Origin of the sequence: Salmonella sp. SJTUF15581 (assembly GCF_043356775.1) — a bacterium.
Lineage (GTDB): Bacteria > Pseudomonadota > Gammaproteobacteria > Enterobacterales > Enterobacteriaceae > Salmonella > Salmonella enterica.
Map to the genome: position 1 here is coordinate 224,623 of NZ_JBEUJY010000007.1, position 16,719 is coordinate 241,341.

At 53.0% G+C, this 16,719-nt stretch carries 15 protein-coding genes and 2 rRNA genes; 9 read left to right on the forward strand and 8 right to left on the reverse strand.

The features are described from left to right. Positions 1–72: 72 nt before the first annotated feature. Positions 73–1,695, forward strand: a complete 1,623-nt coding sequence (nadB, locus tag ABVN36_RS14620) for an L-aspartate oxidase (protein WP_023138108.1) — start codon at positions 73–75, stop codon at positions 1,693–1,695. Here nadB and trmN read toward each other — a convergent pair. Beyond that, positions 1,680–2,417 (reverse strand): tRNA(1)(Val) (adenine(37)-N(6))-methyltransferase TrmN, encoded by a 738-nt coding sequence (gene trmN, locus ABVN36_RS14625; RefSeq protein WP_023138107.1) that lies wholly within the window; start codon positions 2,415–2,417, stop codon positions 1,680–1,682. The two genes, nadB and trmN, sit on opposite strands and share 16 nt — an antisense overlap. Before the next feature lie 129 nt (positions 2,418–2,546). Here trmN and srmB point away from each other — a divergent pair, with 129 nt between their 5' ends. After that, entirely contained in the window at positions 2,547–3,881 is a 1,335-nt protein-coding gene (gene srmB, locus ABVN36_RS14630) for an ATP-dependent RNA helicase SrmB (RefSeq protein WP_000219174.1), read from the forward strand. Between the two features lie 17 nt (positions 3,882–3,898). Here srmB and ABVN36_RS14635 read toward each other — a convergent pair whose 3' ends face one another. Then, positions 3,899–4,798, reverse strand: a complete 900-nt coding sequence (locus tag ABVN36_RS14635; RefSeq protein ID WP_023245307.1) for a LysR family transcriptional regulator — start codon at positions 4,796–4,798, stop codon at positions 3,899–3,901. A gap of 102 nt (positions 4,799–4,900) precedes the next feature. Here ABVN36_RS14635 and eamB point away from each other — a divergent pair, with 102 nt between their 5' ends. After that, positions 4,901–5,488: a cysteine/O-acetylserine transporter gene (gene eamB, locus ABVN36_RS14640; protein WP_023138105.1), complete on the forward strand. Its 588-nt coding sequence runs from the start codon at positions 4,901–4,903 to the stop codon at positions 5,486–5,488. A gap of 61 nt (positions 5,489–5,549) precedes the next feature. Here the strand turns inward: eamB and grcA are convergent, their stop codons facing one another. Continuing rightward, positions 5,550–5,933 (reverse strand): autonomous glycyl radical cofactor GrcA, encoded by a 384-nt coding sequence (gene grcA, locus ABVN36_RS14645; RefSeq protein WP_000627811.1) that lies wholly within the window; start codon positions 5,931–5,933, stop codon positions 5,550–5,552. A 318-nt stretch (positions 5,934–6,251) separates the two neighbouring features. On the opposite strand from grcA, the gene ung reads away from it, so the two are divergent. Next, positions 6,252–6,941 (forward strand): uracil-DNA glycosylase, encoded by a 690-nt coding sequence (ung, locus tag ABVN36_RS14650; RefSeq protein ID WP_000179978.1) that lies wholly within the window; start codon positions 6,252–6,254, stop codon positions 6,939–6,941. Positions 6,942–7,056: 115 nt separating this feature from the next. Here the strand turns inward: ung and ABVN36_RS14655 are convergent, their stop codons facing one another. After that, positions 7,057–8,094 carry a tRNA/rRNA methyltransferase gene (locus ABVN36_RS14655; RefSeq protein ID WP_023138104.1) on the reverse strand — a complete coding sequence of 346 codons (1,038 nt, stop codon included), beginning with the start codon at positions 8,092–8,094 and terminating at the stop codon, positions 7,057–7,059. Between the two features lie 203 nt (positions 8,095–8,297). Here ABVN36_RS14655 and trxC point away from each other — a divergent pair, with 203 nt between their 5' ends. The 5 genes from trxC (at position 8,298) to ABVN36_RS14680 (ending at position 14,022) form a co-directional block, all read left to right on the forward strand. Then, positions 8,298–8,717 carry a thioredoxin TrxC gene (trxC, locus tag ABVN36_RS14660; protein WP_001098732.1) on the forward strand — a complete coding sequence of 140 codons (420 nt, stop codon included), beginning with the start codon at positions 8,298–8,300 and terminating at the stop codon, positions 8,715–8,717. 72 nt (positions 8,718–8,789) lie between these two features. After that, entirely contained in the window at positions 8,790–9,470 is a 681-nt protein-coding gene (gene tapT / locus ABVN36_RS14665) for a tRNA-uridine aminocarboxypropyltransferase (protein ID WP_023138103.1), read from the forward strand. A gap of 53 nt (positions 9,471–9,523) precedes the next feature. Further along, positions 9,524–12,184: a protein lysine acetyltransferase gene (gene pat / locus ABVN36_RS14670; RefSeq protein WP_023138102.1), complete on the forward strand. Its 2,661-nt coding sequence runs from the start codon at positions 9,524–9,526 to the stop codon at positions 12,182–12,184. Between the two features lie 114 nt (positions 12,185–12,298). After that, positions 12,299–13,654, forward strand: coding sequence for a CDP-diacylglycerol--serine O-phosphatidyltransferase (gene pssA / locus ABVN36_RS14675; protein ID WP_000949286.1), 1,356 nt, complete (start codon positions 12,299–12,301; stop codon positions 13,652–13,654). Positions 13,655–13,698: 44 nt separating this feature from the next. Continuing rightward, positions 13,699–14,022: a YfiM family lipoprotein gene (locus tag ABVN36_RS14680; RefSeq protein WP_023138101.1), complete on the forward strand. Its 324-nt coding sequence runs from the start codon at positions 13,699–13,701 to the stop codon at positions 14,020–14,022. Here the strand turns inward: ABVN36_RS14680 and ABVN36_RS14685 are convergent. From ABVN36_RS14685 to ABVN36_RS14700, 4 genes are all read right to left on the reverse strand, one after another. Then, positions 14,019–15,320 (reverse strand): MFS transporter, encoded by a 1,302-nt coding sequence (locus ABVN36_RS14685; RefSeq protein WP_000807814.1) that lies wholly within the window; start codon positions 15,318–15,320, stop codon positions 14,019–14,021. The two genes, ABVN36_RS14680 and ABVN36_RS14685, sit on opposite strands and share 4 nt — an antisense overlap. A gap of 103 nt (positions 15,321–15,423) precedes the next feature. After that, positions 15,424–15,879 (reverse strand): DUF4385 domain-containing protein, encoded by a 456-nt coding sequence (locus tag ABVN36_RS14690; RefSeq protein ID WP_000985653.1) that lies wholly within the window; start codon positions 15,877–15,879, stop codon positions 15,424–15,426. Positions 15,880–16,302: 423 nt separating this feature from the next. Then, a 5S ribosomal RNA gene (gene rrf, locus ABVN36_RS14695) occupies positions 16,303–16,418 on the reverse strand. Positions 16,419–16,616: 198 nt separating this feature from the next. After that, positions 16,617–16,719: ribosomal RNA gene (locus tag ABVN36_RS14700) — 23S ribosomal RNA — on the reverse strand; the annotation flags it as partial.

A 16,719-nucleotide genomic window follows, 5' to 3' on the forward strand; every position in this document is an offset into this window, starting at 1 on the left:
TCATCACGTGCTTTTTAGCGCCATATAGTGCTAATCTGCCGCAACCGTGTTTAGTAAATTAAACAAAAAACCATGATGACAACTCCTGAACTGTCCTGTGATGTGTTAATTATCGGCAGCGGCGCGGCCGGGCTCTCGCTGGCGCTGCGTCTGGCTGAAAAGCATAAGGTTATCGTCCTGAGTAAAGGGCCGGTGAGCGAGGGCTCCACGTTTTATGCGCAGGGCGGTATTGCCGCCGTGTTTGATGAAACCGACAGTATTGCGTCGCATGTCGAAGATACGCTGATTGCCGGCGCCGGAATTTGCGATCGCCACGCGGTGGAGTTTGTCGCCAGCAACGCTCGTACCTGCGTGCAGTGGCTTATCGATCAGGGCGTCCTGTTTGATACGCATGTCCAGCCAAACGGCAAGGAGAGCTATCATCTCACGCGTGAAGGCGGCCATAGTCATCGCCGTATCCTTCATGCCGCCGACGCTACCGGAAAGGAAGTCGAAACCACGTTGGTCAGTCGGGCGCAAAATCATCCTAATATTCAGGTGCTGGAACGCAGCAACGCCGTTGATTTAATTATCTCCGATAAAATGGGTCTGCCGGGGCCTCGCCGGGTCGTCGGCGCCTGGATCTGGAATCGCAATAAAGAGTGGGTTGAAACCTGTCATGCGAAGTCGGTGGTGCTGGCGACCGGCGGCGCCTCAAAGGTGTATCAATATACCACTAACCCGGATATTTCCTCCGGCGACGGTATCGCGATGGCCTGGCGCGCAGGCTGTCGGGTCGCTAATCTGGAATTTAACCAGTTTCATCCCACCGCCCTTTATCACCCGCAGGCGCGTAATTTTCTCCTTACCGAAGCGCTGCGTGGCGAAGGCGCATACCTTAAACGTCCGGACGGTTCACGGTTTATGCCGGACGTTGACGAACGCGGGGAACTGGCGCCGCGCGATATTGTCGCCCGCGCTATTGACCATGAGATGAAACGACTCGGCGCAGACTGTATGTTTCTCGATATCAGCCACAAGCCTGACGATTTTGTCCGCCAGCACTTCCCGATGATCTATGCGAAACTGCTCGATTTGGGTATGGATTTAACCAAAGAACCGATTCCCGTTGTTCCTGCCGCACACTATACCTGCGGCGGCGTGGTCGTCGATGATTATGGTCGTACCGATGTAGACGGCTTATATGCCATTGGCGAAGTCAGTTACACCGGCCTGCACGGCGCTAACCGTATGGCGTCCAACTCGTTGCTGGAATGCTTAGTGTACGGCTGGTCCGCAGCAATGGATATCGACAGGCGAATGCCTTCTGTCCACAGCGTTGACGTCCTTCCCGCCTGGGATGAAAGCCGCGTGGAGAACGCCGATGAGCGGGTGGTAATTCAGCATAACTGGCATGAACTGCGCCTGCTGATGTGGGACTATGTGGGCATTGTGCGCACGACGAAACGGCTGGAGCGCGCCCTACGGCGTATTACTATGTTGCAACAAGAGATTGACGAATATTACGCCAACTTTCGCGTCTCGAATAATTTACTGGAGCTGCGCAATCTGGTGCAAGTGGCCGAACTGATTGTGCGTTGCGCGATGATGCGTAAAGAGAGCCGGGGGCTGCACTTTACGCTGGATTATCCGCAACAACTGGCTGAATCAGGCCCATCGCTCCTTTCGCCGTTAACGCCTCACATAAACAGATAAAATGCCTGGGTCAGCGCCGTATAACTTTCAGAATAATGCTGGTCTGACCCGCGAATTACTAATCTGTCGCTAAAGCACTCCCCGGCTTGCGGGGAGAATGCGAGCAAAACCCGGTGCGGCAAGCGCGCTTCGTTTTCCGCAACGTCAGTACGTAACCGCAAATGCCATCCCATGTTGAGCGCTTGCTGCGTAAAAGCGTTACCTATTTGTTCCGGCAAGACTACGCAAAAAAAGCCGTCTTCGGTAATACAATCCGCCGCAATAGCCAATAACGTCTGGTGATCCAGCGTAGCGGTGTAACGCGCCTGCTCCCGCTGCGGCGTGGCGCATTCCACACCGGGTTCGTAATAAGGCGGGTTGCTGATAATAAGATCAAAGCGTACCGTCTGGCGAGGCGCCCAACACTGAATATCATCAGTATGCACTGTTATTCGATGCGGCCAGGGAGAGTGAGCAACGTTTTCCTGCGCTTGCATGGCAGCCCCGGCATCCAGTTCCACGGCGTCAATAGGCACATTGTCATCCGTCCGCTGCGCCAGCATTAACGCCAGCAGACCGCTTCCAGTACCGATATCCAGAATTCGCTTTACATCCGCGACCGGCGCCCACGCCCCGAGTAAAATACCGTCAGTTCCCACTTTCATCGCACACCGATCGTGTGCGATGAAAAACTGTTTAAACGTAAATCCGTTACGACGAAGAACGGAGCCAGACTGAGACATGTAAAAACAACCTTGCAAAAAACGGCGACAGCGCCGAGTGAAAACAATACCTGAGAAGGGATATCCATACAAACAGATGAAGATTGCGGCCGTAACGTCTATAATCAGCGCCCCACACAGAGGTAGAACATGACTGTAACGACTTTTTCCGAACTTGAACTCGACGAAAGCCTGCTGGATGCCCTCCAGGATAAAGGTTTCACTCGCCCGACCGCCATTCAGGCTGCCGCCATTCCGCCTGCGCTCGATGGCCGTGATGTACTCGGTTCTGCGCCGACAGGCACCGGTAAAACGGCGGCATATCTGCTGCCGGCGTTGCAGCACCTGCTCGACTTTCCGCGTAAAAAATCGGGGCCGCCGCGTATTCTGATCCTGACGCCAACCCGCGAACTGGCAATGCAGGTTGCCGATCACGCTCGTGAACTGGCTAAGCATACTCATCTGGATATCGCCACGATTACCGGCGGCGTGGCCTATATGAACCATGCTGAAGTGTTTAGCGAAAACCAGGATATCGTGGTCGCCACGACGGGCCGTCTGCTGCAATATATAAAAGAAGAGAACTTTGACTGCCGGGCGGTTGAAACACTGATCCTTGACGAAGCTGACCGGATGCTCGACATGGGCTTCGCTCAGGACATTGAGCATATCGCCGGTGAGACCCGCTGGCGTAAACAGACGATGCTGTTCTCCGCCACGCTGGAAGGCGATGCGATTAAAGATTTTGCCGAGCGTCTGCTGGAAGACCCGGTTGAGGTTTCCGCCAATCCGTCAACCCGCGAGCGTAAGAAAATTCACCAGTGGTACTACCGTGCCGACAATTTCGAACATAAAGTTGCGCTGTTGAAGCACCTGCTAAAACAAGACGATGCAACCCGTTCTATCGTGTTTGTACGTAAACGTGAACGCGTCCATGAACTGGCTGAAACGCTGCGTCTGGCAGGGATCAACAATTGCTATCTTGAAGGTGAGATGGCGCAGATCAAACGTAACGAAGGTATTAAGCGTCTCACCGACGGTCGCGTTAACGTCCTGGTCGCGACCGACGTCGCGGCACGCGGGATTGATATTCCTGACGTCAGCCACGTCATTAACTTCGACATGCCGCGCAGTGGCGATACCTATCTGCATCGCATTGGTCGTACAGGCCGTGCGGGTCGCAAAGGCACTGCAATCTCGCTGGTAGAAGCCCACGACCATCTGTTGCTGCTGAAAATCGGTCGCTACATCGAAGAGCCGCTAAAAGCGCGCGTCATTGATGAGCTTCGCCCGACCACGCGTGCGCCAAGCGAAAAGCTGACCGGCAAACCGTCGAAAAAAGTGCTGGCGAAACGCGCCGAGAAGAAAAAAGAGAAAGAAAAAGAGAAGCCGCGCGTGAAGAAACGTCACCGCGATACAAAAAATATCGGTAAGCGCCGCAAGCCAAGCGGTACGAAAATGCAGGAGCAATCCAGCGAAGAGTGATGATAATGCCGGGTTCGTTAACCCGGCATTTTTTTATCTTCCACGGTAAAACACGCCTCCATACACTGCATAAATATCTGCATTGCCGGGCTGACCGCTTTCCCGGCATGATGGGCGCACAGCGCCATGATCGATAGCGACGGCGCGCCAAACGGCAGCTCTTTCAACTGACCGGTACTAAGTTCTCGTTCAACGGTAAAACGTGGTAAAAAGCTGATGCCCAGGTTAGCAGCCACACACTGTTTAATGCTTTCAATACTCCACAGTTCAATGGTGTTTTCCAGCGTAATCCGCCTCTGCCGTAGCGTACTTTCAAACAGCTGGCGGAAGACACATTGCGGTTCATTGATGATGAAGCTACAGGGAATATGCTGATCTGGCTGCGTAAAATCAGCATCCTGTAGCAGTGGAGAGGCCACCAGCGCCAGCGACTGCTCCCCCAGTTGCTGCATCGTGAGCGCGTCATCATTACCTACGCGATAAAAAACGCCCAGATCGACCTCGTCATTCAGCAACGCATCACGTATCACATAGCAATTCAGCGACTGTAGCGACAATTTGACATTCGGCGCTCGCAGCTTAAAACGTTGTAAAACCTGCGGCATTTTGTACGCCAGTAAGGTTTCACCTGTCGCCACGCGCAGCTCTCCGCCGGGTTCCGCATCCTGCCTTGCGGCTTCACGAATCAACTCCATCACACGCGTCAGTTCATGGATATGCGGCATCAGCTTTTTCCCCTCATTGGTCAGGCACATTCGGCGCCCTATTTTCTCGAACAGTTGCAGGGAAAACTCACGTTCAAGCTGTTGAATATGAAAAGTTACCGTCGACTGAGTACAGCACAGCTTTTGCGAAGCCCGCAGAAACGAGCCCTCTTCCACTACCGTTTTCAGCGTAATAAACCGACGCAGATCCATAACCACCAACCTATCGAAAATCTCGAATTCAGAATTAAAAAACATTCATTTTTTTAAATATTTCATATCGGGTACTGTCTGCTAAAACAGAGGAGATGACAAGTGACACCGATGCTTTTAAGCGCTTTCTGGACTTATACATTAATCACCGCCCTTACCCCCGGCCCTAACAATATTCTCGCGCTTAGCGCAGCAACTGCACATGGTTTTCGGCAGAGTATTCGTGTACTGGCAGGTATGAGTCTGGGATTTTTGGTCGTCATGCTGCTGTGCGCCGGGATCGCGTTTTCCCTTGCGGTTATCGATCCGGCAATCATTCATTTACTCAGTTGGGTGGGGGCTGCGTATATCCTGTGGCTGGCGTGGAAAATTGCCACCAGTCCAGCGGCGGATGAGAATGTCAGACCAAAACCGGTTGGCTTTTGGGTAAGCTTTGGCCTGCAGTTTGTGAACGTCAAAATTATTCTGTACGGCGTTACCGCTCTGTCTACATTTGTTTTACCGCAAACGCAGGCGCTGAACTGGGTCATCGGCGTCAGTATATTGCTGGCATTGATCGGCACGTTCGGTAATGTGTGTTGGGCGCTGGCGGGACATCTGTTTCAGCGGGCGTTTCGCCATTATGGTCGCCAGTTAAATATCATTCTGGCGTTACTGCTGGTGTACTGCGCGGTGCGGATTTTTTACTGACCCAAATAAAACAAAAGCGGAAAAGGCCCGGCCTCTTCCGCTTGTTATTACCGGATAAGCCTTACAGGCTTTCGGTAAAGGTACGAGCGATAACGTCGCGCTGCTGTTCCGGCGTCAGGGAGTTAAAACGCACCGCATAACCAGAAACACGAATAGTCAGCTGCGGGTATTTTTCCGGATGCTTAACCGCATCTTCCAGAGTTTCACGACGCAGAACATTAACGTTCAGATGCTGACCGCCTTCAACGCGTACTTCCGGTTTAACTTCCATCGGAATTTCACGGTATTCAATCTCGCCCAGTTTGCTGACAGCCACAACTTCATCTTCAGCAAAGCCGGATTTTGCAACGATGCAGCGCGCTTCGCCTTTTTCGCTGTCCAGCAGCCAGAAGGAATTCAGCAGGTCGTCGTTAGCGGCTTTAGTAATCTGGATACCTGTAATCATGTGATGCCTCCCCAGGCAAAATTATTTGATTTCGGTCGGCCTAATCCCGGCCAATTGGTAAAACCATTGTTGCTTGAGTGTATATATACCCTTCGATCACCCTTCATTCTTTGATTTAAATCAATAAAAACCACACCATAAAAATGGTGATGAAGGGAATTTATTGTTTTACATCAACTTACACCATTCAGACCTATAAACTTTTTACATAAATTTTCAACTATCTTTTGTAGGTAACCGTTTTTGTAGCACGCAGGATTTTGCACTGCAGAAAGAAGCAGTTAAGCTAAGGGAACTGGAAATTCGCAGGAGAGCGAGATGGCGACTGAGTTAACCTGGCACGATGTGCTGGCTGATGAGAAACAGCAACCTTACTTTATCAATACGCTTCACACTGTTGCTGGCGAGCGTCAGTCGGGTATCACGGTCTACCCGCCGCAAAAAGATGTGTTTAACGCCTTTCGCTTCACGGAACTGGGCGACGTTAAGGTGGTGATCCTGGGACAAGATCCTTACCACGGCCCCGGCCAGGCACATGGTCTGGCGTTTTCCGTGCGTCCTGGGATCGCTCCCCCGCCGTCATTAGTGAATATGTACAAAGAGCTGGAAGCCTCCATTCCCGGCTTTGTTCGCCCCGCGCACGGTTATCTGGAAAGCTGGGCGCGCCAGGGCGTACTGTTACTGAATACGGTGCTCACGGTACGGGCAGGCCAGGCGCATTCTCATGCCAGCCTGGGGTGGGAAACCTTTACGGATAAAGTGATAAGCCTGATTAACCAACACCGCGAAGGGGTCGTCTTCCTGCTGTGGGGCTCGCACGCCCAGAAGAAAGGCGCGATTATTGATCCACAGCGCCACCATATTCTGAAAGCTCCGCATCCCTCGCCACTCTCTGCGCACCGCGGATTTTTTGGCTGTAACCATTTTGCGCTAACGAACCAATGGCTGGAACAACACGGCGAGAAAACTATCGACTGGACGCCAGTATTACCGGCTGAGAGTGAATAACGTTGGCGACTCGCCGTTTTATCGCCCGGATAACGGCGCGAAAGCGCCTTGTCTGACCGGGCGGTAGGAAGTACATCATTGGCCCGGCGCGCGTTGCGTCACCGGGCTGCAGCCCTTACGCTTTATTCTGTCGCCACCACTCGGCGAGCAGCACGCCTGTCGCAACCGACACATTCAGGCTTTCCACGTTCCCGGTGCCGTTAATTTTCACGCACAGATCGTCGGGTTCGCGCGCCGCTTCCGGCAGGTAGTCATATTCACGGCCTAAGACCAGCACCATCTTTTCCGGCAGGGTCGTACTAAAGAGCGCCTGACCGCGATCGCTGGACGTCGTCACCACGGTGTACCCCGCCTGACGAAAATCATCCAGTACGTCAACAATGCTTTCACCAGTAATCGGCTGGACATGCTCCGCCCCGCCTTCCGCAGTACGAATCGCCGCGCCGGACTCCAGCAACGCCGCATCCTGTACCACCACGCCCTTCACGCCGAAGTGCGCGCAGCTACGCATCATGCCGCCCAGATTATGCGGGTTAGCGACATCTTCCAACGCCAGCACGCAGTCTTGATCCGCCGCCTGCTTTACCCATTGCTTAACGGTCGTACCGTTACGCTTTTTAATCAGGAAACACACGCCGCCGTGGTGCTCGGTGCCGGAAGCTTTTGCCAGTTCGGCTTCATCCACCACATGGTAGGCTTTACGATTCGCCGCCATCCAGCGCAGCGCCTCTTTAAAACGCGGGGTCACGCTTTGGATAAACCATGCGCGCACGATGGCGTCAGGACGGCTCTGGAATAGCGCCTGGCAGGCATTTTCGCCGTAGACGCGTGTCTCTTCCGCACGCTGGCGACGCAAAACTTCAGGGTCGATAAAACTTTTACCGCTAATACCACCATGATCGACTTTCTCAGGCGTTTCATCGCCTGGCGCGCGGGACACGATGCGCCACGGCGAAGTTTCATGTTTACGGTCACGGCTCTGATTATTTCGCTCATCACGGGCGGGGCGACGTCCACCGTCAGTGCGAGACTTTGCTGGGCGGCCTCCCCCTTTCCCGGTACGCGGGTTATGGGTGCGTTTATCAGAGTCATCATCACTACGGACATACATCACTTTGACTTTGCCGCTTTTGTTTTTTAATTCATCGTTCATGCTTTTCTCCACCAGCGCTGCGCGAAGCGCGAAGATTACCCGATGTGCATCCGGTTAGCCATGATTTCGTTTAAAAGCTTGCGACTATTGTACTCATTGAATAAAACACATTGTTGTTTAGCACAGACTCCTCGATAATATGTAACATTATAGAAACATCCCGCGCGTAGCGGGACGTCTTCCGACGTATTCAGAGGTTAGCTATGAACACCGTTTGTACCCATTGTCAGGCCATTAACCGCATCCCCGACGATCGGCTTCAGGACGCGGCAAAATGTGGACGCTGCGGTCATGAGTTGTTTGACGGAGAAGTCATTAATGCGACCGGCGAAACGCTGGACAAACTGTTGAAGGACGATCTTCCAGTGGTGATCGACTTTTGGGCCCCCTGGTGCGGCCCTTGCCGTAACTTTGCGCCAATCTTCGAGGATGTCGCAGAAGAGCGCAGCGGTAAAGTCCGTTTCGTCAAAGTAAATACCGAGGCGGAACGGGAACTCAGCGCCCGTTTCGGTATCCGCAGCATCCCGACGATTATGATTTTTAAACATGGACAGGTGGTCGATATGCTTAATGGCGCAGTGCCTAAAGCGCCTTTCGACAGCTGGCTGAACGAAGCGCTGTAAACGCCACGGGGCGCATCTTGTGCCCCGTTTTCACCTCTGCCACAATAGCGTTTTTCTCCGCAAACGCTTTCTATGACCAATAACGCTGTCCTTCAGTTACGCGCCGAACGGCTTGCGCGCGCTACACGCCCTTTTCTTGCCAGAGGCAATCGGGTTCGCCGCTGTCAACGCTGCCTGCTGCCGCTAAAATCTTGCCTGTGTGATACGTTAACGCCTTCTCAGGCGAAAAGCCGTTTTTGTCTGGTCATGTTTGACACTGAACCGATGAAACCCAGCAATACCGGCCGGCTGATAGCCGATATTTTGCCGGATACCGCGGCGTTTCAGTGGTCGCGTACCGAGCCGCCGCAGGCGTTGCTGGAGCTGGTACAGCATCCGGATTATCAGCCGATAGTGGTCTTTCCTGCGTCCTACGCCGGCGAAGCGCGCGAGGTCATTTCCACCCCGCCCGCCGGGAAACCGCCGCTGTTTATTATGCTGGACGGCACCTGGCCCGAAGCACGTAAAATGTTTCGTAAAAGCCCTTATCTGGATCATCTGCCGGTCATTTCCGTCGATTTATCGCGTCTTTCAGCTTATCGTCTGCGTGAAATCCATGCCGAAGGGCAATATTGTACCGCCGAAGTCGCCATAGCGTTGTTAGATCTGGCGGGAGATACCGAGGCGGCAACCGGTTTAGGTGAACATTTTACCCGTTTTAAAACGCGCTATCTGGCAGGAAAAACGCAACATCCGGGAAACGTCACAGCATAAAATAGCGAAAGCGTTTAAAATTATCCGGTCACTTCTGTGTAAGGGAAACCGGTATGAGCCAGCAAGGACTGGAAGCGCTACTGCGACCAAAATCGATCGCGGTGATTGGCGCATCAATGAAGCCCCACCGCGCGGGTTACCTGATGATGCGTAACTTGTTGGCGGGCGGATTCAATGGCCCCGTCCTTCCCGTGACGCCCGCCTGGAAAGCCGTTTTAGGCGTCATGGCCTGGCCGGATATCGCCAGTCTTCCTTTCACCCCCGATCTGGCTATTTTATGCACTAACGCCAGCCGTAACCTGGCGTTACTGGACGCGCTTGGCGCGAAAGGGTGTAAAACGTGCATTATCCTTTCTGCTCCCACGTCGCAACATGAAGAACTTCTTGCCTGTGCCCGGCATTATAAAATGCGTCTGCTGGGTCCAAACAGTCTTGGGCTCCTCGCGCCGTGGCAAGGGCTGAATGCCAGCTTTTCTCCCGTCCCGATTAAACAGGGCAAGCTCGCTTTTATTTCCCAGTCTGCCGCCGTTTCCAATACTATTCTTGACTGGGCGCAACAGCGTGAAATGGGCTTTTCCTACTTTATCGCGCTGGGCGATAGCCTGGATATTGATGTCGATGAACTACTGGACTATCTGGCACGCGACAGCAAGACCAGCGCGATTTTGCTCTATCTGGAACAGTTAAGCGACGCCCGCCGTTTTGTTTCCGCCGCCCGTAGCGCTTCACGTAACAAACCGATTCTGGTGATTAAAAGCGGCCGAAGCCCGGCTGCCCAGCGTTTACTTAATACCAGCGCGGGAATGGACCCTGCGTGGGATGCGGCCATCCAGCGCGCAGGCCTGCTGCGAGTCCAGGATACGCACGAGCTTTTTTCCGCCGTCGAAACACTGAGTCATATGCGTCCGCTACGCGGCGATAGACTGATGATTATCAGCAATGGCGCCGCGCCTGCCGCGCTGGCGTTAGATGAGTTGTGGTCGCGTAACGGCAAGCTGGCGACGTTGAGCGAAGAGACCTGCCTGCAACTACGGCAGGCGCTTCCCGCGCACATTGATATTGCCAATCCGCTGGATCTGTGTGATGACGCCAGCAGCGAACATTACGTCAAAACGCTGGATATCCTGCTCGCCAGTCAGGATTTTGACGCGCTTATGGTTATCCACTCTCCCAGCGCTGCCGCGCCGGGTACGGAAAGCGCCCATGCTCTGATCGAGACGATTAAGCGCCACCCCAGAGGCAAGTTTGTTACGCTGCTGACAAACTGGTGCGGCGAGTTCTCATCTCAGGAAGCAAGACGGCTATTCAGCGAAGCCGGATTACCAACCTACCGCACGCCGGAAGGCACGATTACCGCGTTTATGCATATGGTGGAATACCGGCGTAACCAGAAGCAACTGCGGGAAACGCCAGCGCTGCCGAGTAACCTGACGTCCAATACCGCTGAGGCGCATAATCTGTTACAGCGGGCGATTGCGGAAGGCGCCACCTCACTGGATACCCATGAAGTACAGCCGATTTTACACGCCTATGGGCTGCATACGCTCCCAACCTGGATTGCCAGCGACAGCGCTGAAGCGGTGCATATCGCCGAACAGATAGGCTATCCGGTAGCTCTCAAGCTGCGCTCGCCCGACATTCCGCATAAATCTGAAGTTCAGGGGGTCATGCTTTACCTGCGGACCGCAAGCGAGGTACAACAGGCCGCGAACGCCATTTTCGATCGTGTAAAGATGGCCTGGCCGCAGGCGCGGATTCACGGTTTGCTGGTACAAAGCATGGCTAACCGCGCCGGCGCGCAGGAGCTGCGTGTGGTGGTCGAGCACGATCCGGTGTTTGGTCCTTTGATTATGTTGGGTGAAGGCGGCGTAGAGTGGCGTCCGGAAGAGCAGGCTGTCGTCGCGCTGCCGCCGCTCAACATGAATCTGGCGCGCTATCTGGTGATTCAGGGCATTAAACAGCGGAAAATTCGCGCCCGTAGCGCGCTGCGTCCGCTGGATATTGTCGGTTTAAGCCAATTGCTGGTCCAGGTTTCAAACCTGATTGTCGACTGCCCGGAAATTCAGCGTCTGGATATCCATCCGCTGCTGGCTTCCGCCAGTGAGTTTACCGCGCTGGATGTGACGCTGGATATTGCCCCGTTTGATGGCGATAACGAAAGTCGACTTGCGGTACGCCCCTATCCCCACCAGCTTGAAGAGTGGGTGGAGATGAAAAATGGCGATCGCTGCCTGTTCCGTCCTATCCTGCCGGAAGATGAGCCCCACCTGCGACAATTCATCGCCCAGGTCACCAAAGAGGATCTTTACTACCGTTATTTCAGCGAGATCAACGAATTCACCCATGAAGATTTAGCCAACATGACGCAGATCGACTACGATCGAGAAATGGCCTTTGTGGCCGTGAGGCGGATGGACAATGCTGAAGAGATCCTCGGCGTAACGCGCGCGATCTCCGATCCTGACAACGTAGATGCCGAATTTGCCGTATTGGTGCGTTCAGATCTCAAAGGGTTGGGTTTAGGACGCCGTTTAATGGAGAAATTGATTGCCTATACTCGCGATCACGGATTGAAGCGGCTGAACGGTATTACGATGCCGAACAATCGCGGCATGGTCGCGCTGGCCAGAAAACTGGGATTTCAGGTCGATATTCAGCTCGAAGAGGGCATCGTGGGATTGACGCTGAATCTGGCCAAATGTGATGAATCGTGAGTAATGTACTGGAAATGTTGACCACTTTAACGGGTACTGATGTTATTATTGCTCGCTTATGTCGTCTGCATAGCACAGAGGACCCTTCAATGAACAGAGAAGAAATGCACTGTGATGTTGTCAAAATTTAAGCGTAATAAACATCAACAACACCTTGCCCAACTCCCTAAGATTTCTCAGTCAGTTGATGATGTAGATTTCTTTTATACTCCTGCTACTTTTCGGGAGACACTGCTGGAGAAAATCGCCAGCGCGACGCAGCGTATTTGTATCGTTGCCCTGTATCTGGAACAGGACGATGGGGGTAAAGGTATACTCGACGCGCTCTATGCGGCTAAACGGCAGCGTCCTGAACTGGACGTGAGGGTGCTGGTCGACTGGCATCGCGCGCAACGCGGGCGCATTGGCGCAGCGGCCTCGAATACCAATGCAGACTGGTATTGCCGACTGGCGCAGGAAAACCCCGGCATTGATGTCCCGGTTTACGGCGTACCGATTAATACGCGAGAAGCGCTTGGCGTACTGCATTTTAAAGGCTTTATCATTGATGATAGCGTCCTGTACAGCGGCGCCAGCCTGAACGATGTCTATCTCCATCAGCATGACAAATATCGCTACGATCGCTACCAGCTGATTCGCAATCGGCAAATGGCAGACATCATGTTTGACTGGGTGACGCAAAATCTGATGAATGGCCGTGGTGTGAATCGTCTGGATAATACCCAGCGTCCGAAAAGCCCGGAGATTAAAAACGATATCCGCTTATACCGTCAGGAGCTGCGTGATGCGTCATATCATTTTCAGGGTGACGCTAATGACGAGCAGCTCTCCGTTACGCCGCTGGTCGGGCTTGGAAAATCCAGTCTGCTGAACAAAACCATTTTCCATCTCATGCCCTGTGCGGAGCATAAGCTCACCATTTGTACCCCTTACTTCAATCTACCAGCGGTACTGGTGCGGAATATTATTCAGCTACTGCGCGACGGAAAGAAAGTCGAAATCATTGTTGGCGATAAAACCGCGAATGATTTTTACATTCCGGAAGATGAACCGTTCAAGATCATTGGCGCGTTACCCTATCTCTATGAGATTAACCTGCGCCGCTTCCTGAGCCGTTTACAGTATTACGTCAATACCGATCAGCTTGTGGTGCGTCTGTGGAAAGATGACGACAATACCTATCATTTGAAAGGGATGTGGGTAGATGATAAATGGATGCTACTCACCGGCAACAATCTGAATCCTCGCGCCTGGCGTCTGGATCTGGAAAACGCCATTCTGATCCACGATCCTAAGCAAGAGCTTGCCCCTCAGCGGGAAAAAGAGCTGGAACTTATCCGAACGCACACAACCATCGTAAAACATTATCGTGACCTGCAGAGCATTGCCGACTATCCGATAAAAGTGCGTAAATTGATTCGCCGTCTGCGCCGGATCCGCATCGACAGATTAATTAGCCGTATCCTGTAATCGAAGCCCCGTCCTGTACGGGGTTTTCTCTTAGGAGTGAACTGGTGCGCGTGTTGATTCCTTTTGCGGTGTTGTTTCTCTCCGGGTGCAGCCATCTGGCTAACGACCACTGGAGCGGTCGGGATAAAGCCCAACATTTTATGGCATCAGCGATGCTATCGGCAGCCGGTAATGAGTATGCGCGCCATCAGGGAGTAAGCCCTGATCGCAGCGCAGCGATAGGGCTGATGTTTTCTTTGAGTCTCGGAGCCTCAAAAGAACTCTGGGACAGCCGCCCGGAAGGCAGCGGCTGGAGCTGGAAAGATTTTGTCTGGGATGTCGCTGGCGCGACAACCGGTTACGCTATCTGGCAAATGGCGCGATACTAAAGGCGTAAGCCCTTTCCTTTACGGTGCAACATCAACGAAACCAGGAAAGCCAGAACGGCCATCGCGGTAACATACCAGAAGAACGAACTCTCCATACCGACAGATTTTAGCGACAGCGCGACATATTCCGCAGAGCCGCCAAATAACGCATTTGCTACCGCGTAAGATAAACCGACGCCCAGGGCGCGAACCTGCGCCGGAAACATCTCCGCTTTCAGGATCCCGCTAATCGAGGTATAGAAACTCACAATCAATAGCGCGCACATCACTAAAGCAAATGCGGCATAAGGCGACGTCACATTCTGCAACGCGGAGAGAATTGGAACGGTGAAAAGCGTCGCGAGTGCGCCAAAACATAGCATAGAGGTGCGCCTGCCAATCTTATCGGATAACGCGCCGAATAACGGCTGCACCAACATGAAAACACACAGCGCAGCCGTCATAATGCCGCTGGCGACATTGGCATGCATACCTGCTGTATTTACCAGATATTTCTGCATATAGGTGGTGAAGGTATAAAAGCACAGCGAGCCTGCCGCGGTGAAACCAAGCACCATCAAAAAGGCTTTGCGATTACGCCACAAACCTTTCAACGAACCGGCTTCTTTTAATGCGCGAGTCTCATGCTTCGAGGTTTCATCCAGCTGGCGACGTAGCCATAACGCCACAACCGCTAGCACGGCGCCCAGCGCAAAGGGAATACGCCATCCCCAGGCACGAAGCTCAGCATCCTCCAGAACCTGCTGCAAAATCACAACGACCAGCAATGCCAGTAGTTGGCCACCGATAAGCGTAACGTACTGAAACGACGCGAAAAATCCCTTACGACCTTCAAGCGCAACTTCACTCATATATGTCGCGCTGGTCCCATACTCTCCCCCTACCGAGAGCCCCTGAAATAACCTTGCAATAAGTAGCAGCGCCGGTGCCCAGGTGCCGATGGTATCGTAACCAGGTAAGCAGGCAATCACCAGCGACCCCATGCACATCATGCACACCGAAATCAACATTGAGGCTTTGCGCCCGCGTCGATCGGCAATGCGTCCAAACAGCCAACCACCGATAGGCCGCATTAAAAAACCGGCGGCAAAGACGCCTGCCGTTTGCAAAAGCTGAGTAGTGGTATTACCAGAAGGAAAGAAGATATGTGCAAAATAGAGCGAGCAGAAAGAGTAGACGTAGAAATCAAACCATTCCACTAAGTTTCCGGAAGAGGCCCCCACGATAGCCCATATGCGTCGCCGCATCTCCGGAGCCTCAGCGTTGTTTTTATCTATACGCTGAATAATTTCTGCCATACTGTTCTCCTTGTTGCCAGGCTTAATCGGCCTTTTATTTTGGAGATTCAGATTACGCGAGACCCAAAAGTAAATAAAGTGTTAATTATTTGTTTGCTAATTTTTATCCCCACCGTGCCTGATGCTGGCGTTTCCGTTTCAGATAGTCTTCGTCCTGACGGATTTTATCCCACCAACCTTTGAAAACCGTTGCCGCCGCGGCCTTAATAGGATCATTACCCCGTGTATTCAGGCTGCCGTCTTCGGCATACTTTTTACCGCCTTTATAGTTAGCGTATCGCCTGGCGCGGGTGTATCCCATCTGAATAAATTTACGCGCCATGTCCATACCAACGAAATCATCCTGCTGCCGGTAAGCTTCGAACAACTGGTAGATCTGCTCTGCGGATTTCATCGCCGATGCTTCATCTTTATAGCGCCAGAAAGGAAGAATTTCGCTTTTGTAGGGCTCAACCAGTAGCACCCCCTGCTCGCCTCGTCCAACCTGATACAATTCAGGCTGCTGGCGGAAGTCGATGCTGGAAAAGTCCTGCTGGTAGTTAAAAGGTTTGATAGCCAATGAAAATCCTCACTGCTTATATAAGCACGTGTAAAGGATAGTTCATCGTTAACGATTGGGTGGGTTGTGCTCTTGTCGGTTCTACAAGAGCACCAGCTTCGTAGGCGGGATATTCCTGTAGGCCGGATAAGGCGGAGCCGCCATCCGGCGGTGCAGGTTGCCTGATGGCGCTGCGCTTATCAGGCCTACATTTTTACAGTTACCACACACGCAAAAAAGCCCGTCCGTCAGGATGGGCTTCTTCACTAAATTGATGCCTGGCAGTTTATGGCGGGCGTCCTGCCCGCCACCCTCCGGGCCGTTGCTGCGCAACGTTCAAATCCGCTCCCGGCGGATTTCTCCTCCTCAGGAGAGTGCTCACCGACAGACCACAGATAAAACAAAAGGCCCTGTCTTCCGACAGGGCCCTTCGTTTTATTTGATGCCTGGCAGTTCCCTACTCTCGCATGGGGAAACCCCACACTACCATCGGCGCTACGGCGTTTCACTTCTGAGTTCGGCATGGGGTCAGGTGGGACCACCGCGCTACGGCCGCCAGGCAAATTCTTTTGTGCTCAGTACGCAATTCTTTATCGCATCAGCGGCGTTGCCTGCGCTCGTAAACTCAGTCACATACTTCTGTATGCTCCTTCCTTTCCTTCGCTTGCCGCCTTGCTGCTGCGCAAATTATTGCGTACTCAACTCTGAATCAGTGCTGAAAATCGTCTTCTCATCCGCCAAAACATCTTCGGCGTTGTAAGGTTAAGCCTCACGGTTCATTAGTACCGGTTAGCTCAACGCATCGCTGCGCTTACACACCCGGCCTATCAACGTCGTCGTCTTCAACGTTCCTTCAGGAGA

Bases quoted from the DNA above. Each gene is read 5' to 3' on its own strand.
- grcA (WP_000627811.1), bottom strand. From the start codon at position 5,933: ATGATTACAGGTATCCAGATTACTAAAGCCGCTAACGACGACCTGCTG.
- pat (WP_023138102.1), top strand. From the start codon at position 9,524: ATGAGCCAGCAAGGACTGGAAGCGCTACTGCGACCAAAATCGATCGCG.
- tapT (WP_023138103.1), top strand. From the start codon at position 8,790: ATGACCAATAACGCTGTCCTTCAGTTACGCGCCGAACGGCTTGCGCGC.
- ABVN36_RS14685 (WP_000807814.1), bottom strand. From the start codon at position 15,320: ATGGCAGAAATTATTCAGCGTATAGATAAAAACAACGCTGAGGCTCCG.
- ABVN36_RS14655 (WP_023138104.1), bottom strand. From the start codon at position 8,094: ATGAACGATGAATTAAAAAACAAAAGCGGCAAAGTCAAAGTGATGTAT.
- nadB (WP_023138108.1), top strand. From the start codon at position 73: ATGATGACAACTCCTGAACTGTCCTGTGATGTGTTAATTATCGGCAGC.
- ung (WP_000179978.1), top strand. From the start codon at position 6,252: ATGGCGACTGAGTTAACCTGGCACGATGTGCTGGCTGATGAGAAACAG.
- trmN (WP_023138107.1), bottom strand. From the start codon at position 2,417: ATGTCTCAGTCTGGCTCCGTTCTTCGTCGTAACGGATTTACGTTTAAA.
- trxC (WP_001098732.1), top strand. From the start codon at position 8,298: ATGAACACCGTTTGTACCCATTGTCAGGCCATTAACCGCATCCCCGAC.
- pssA (WP_000949286.1), top strand. From the start codon at position 12,299: ATGTTGTCAAAATTTAAGCGTAATAAACATCAACAACACCTTGCCCAA.
- ABVN36_RS14635 (WP_023245307.1), bottom strand. From the start codon at position 4,798: ATGGATCTGCGTCGGTTTATTACGCTGAAAACGGTAGTGGAAGAGGGC.
- srmB (WP_000219174.1), top strand. From the start codon at position 2,547: ATGACTGTAACGACTTTTTCCGAACTTGAACTCGACGAAAGCCTGCTG.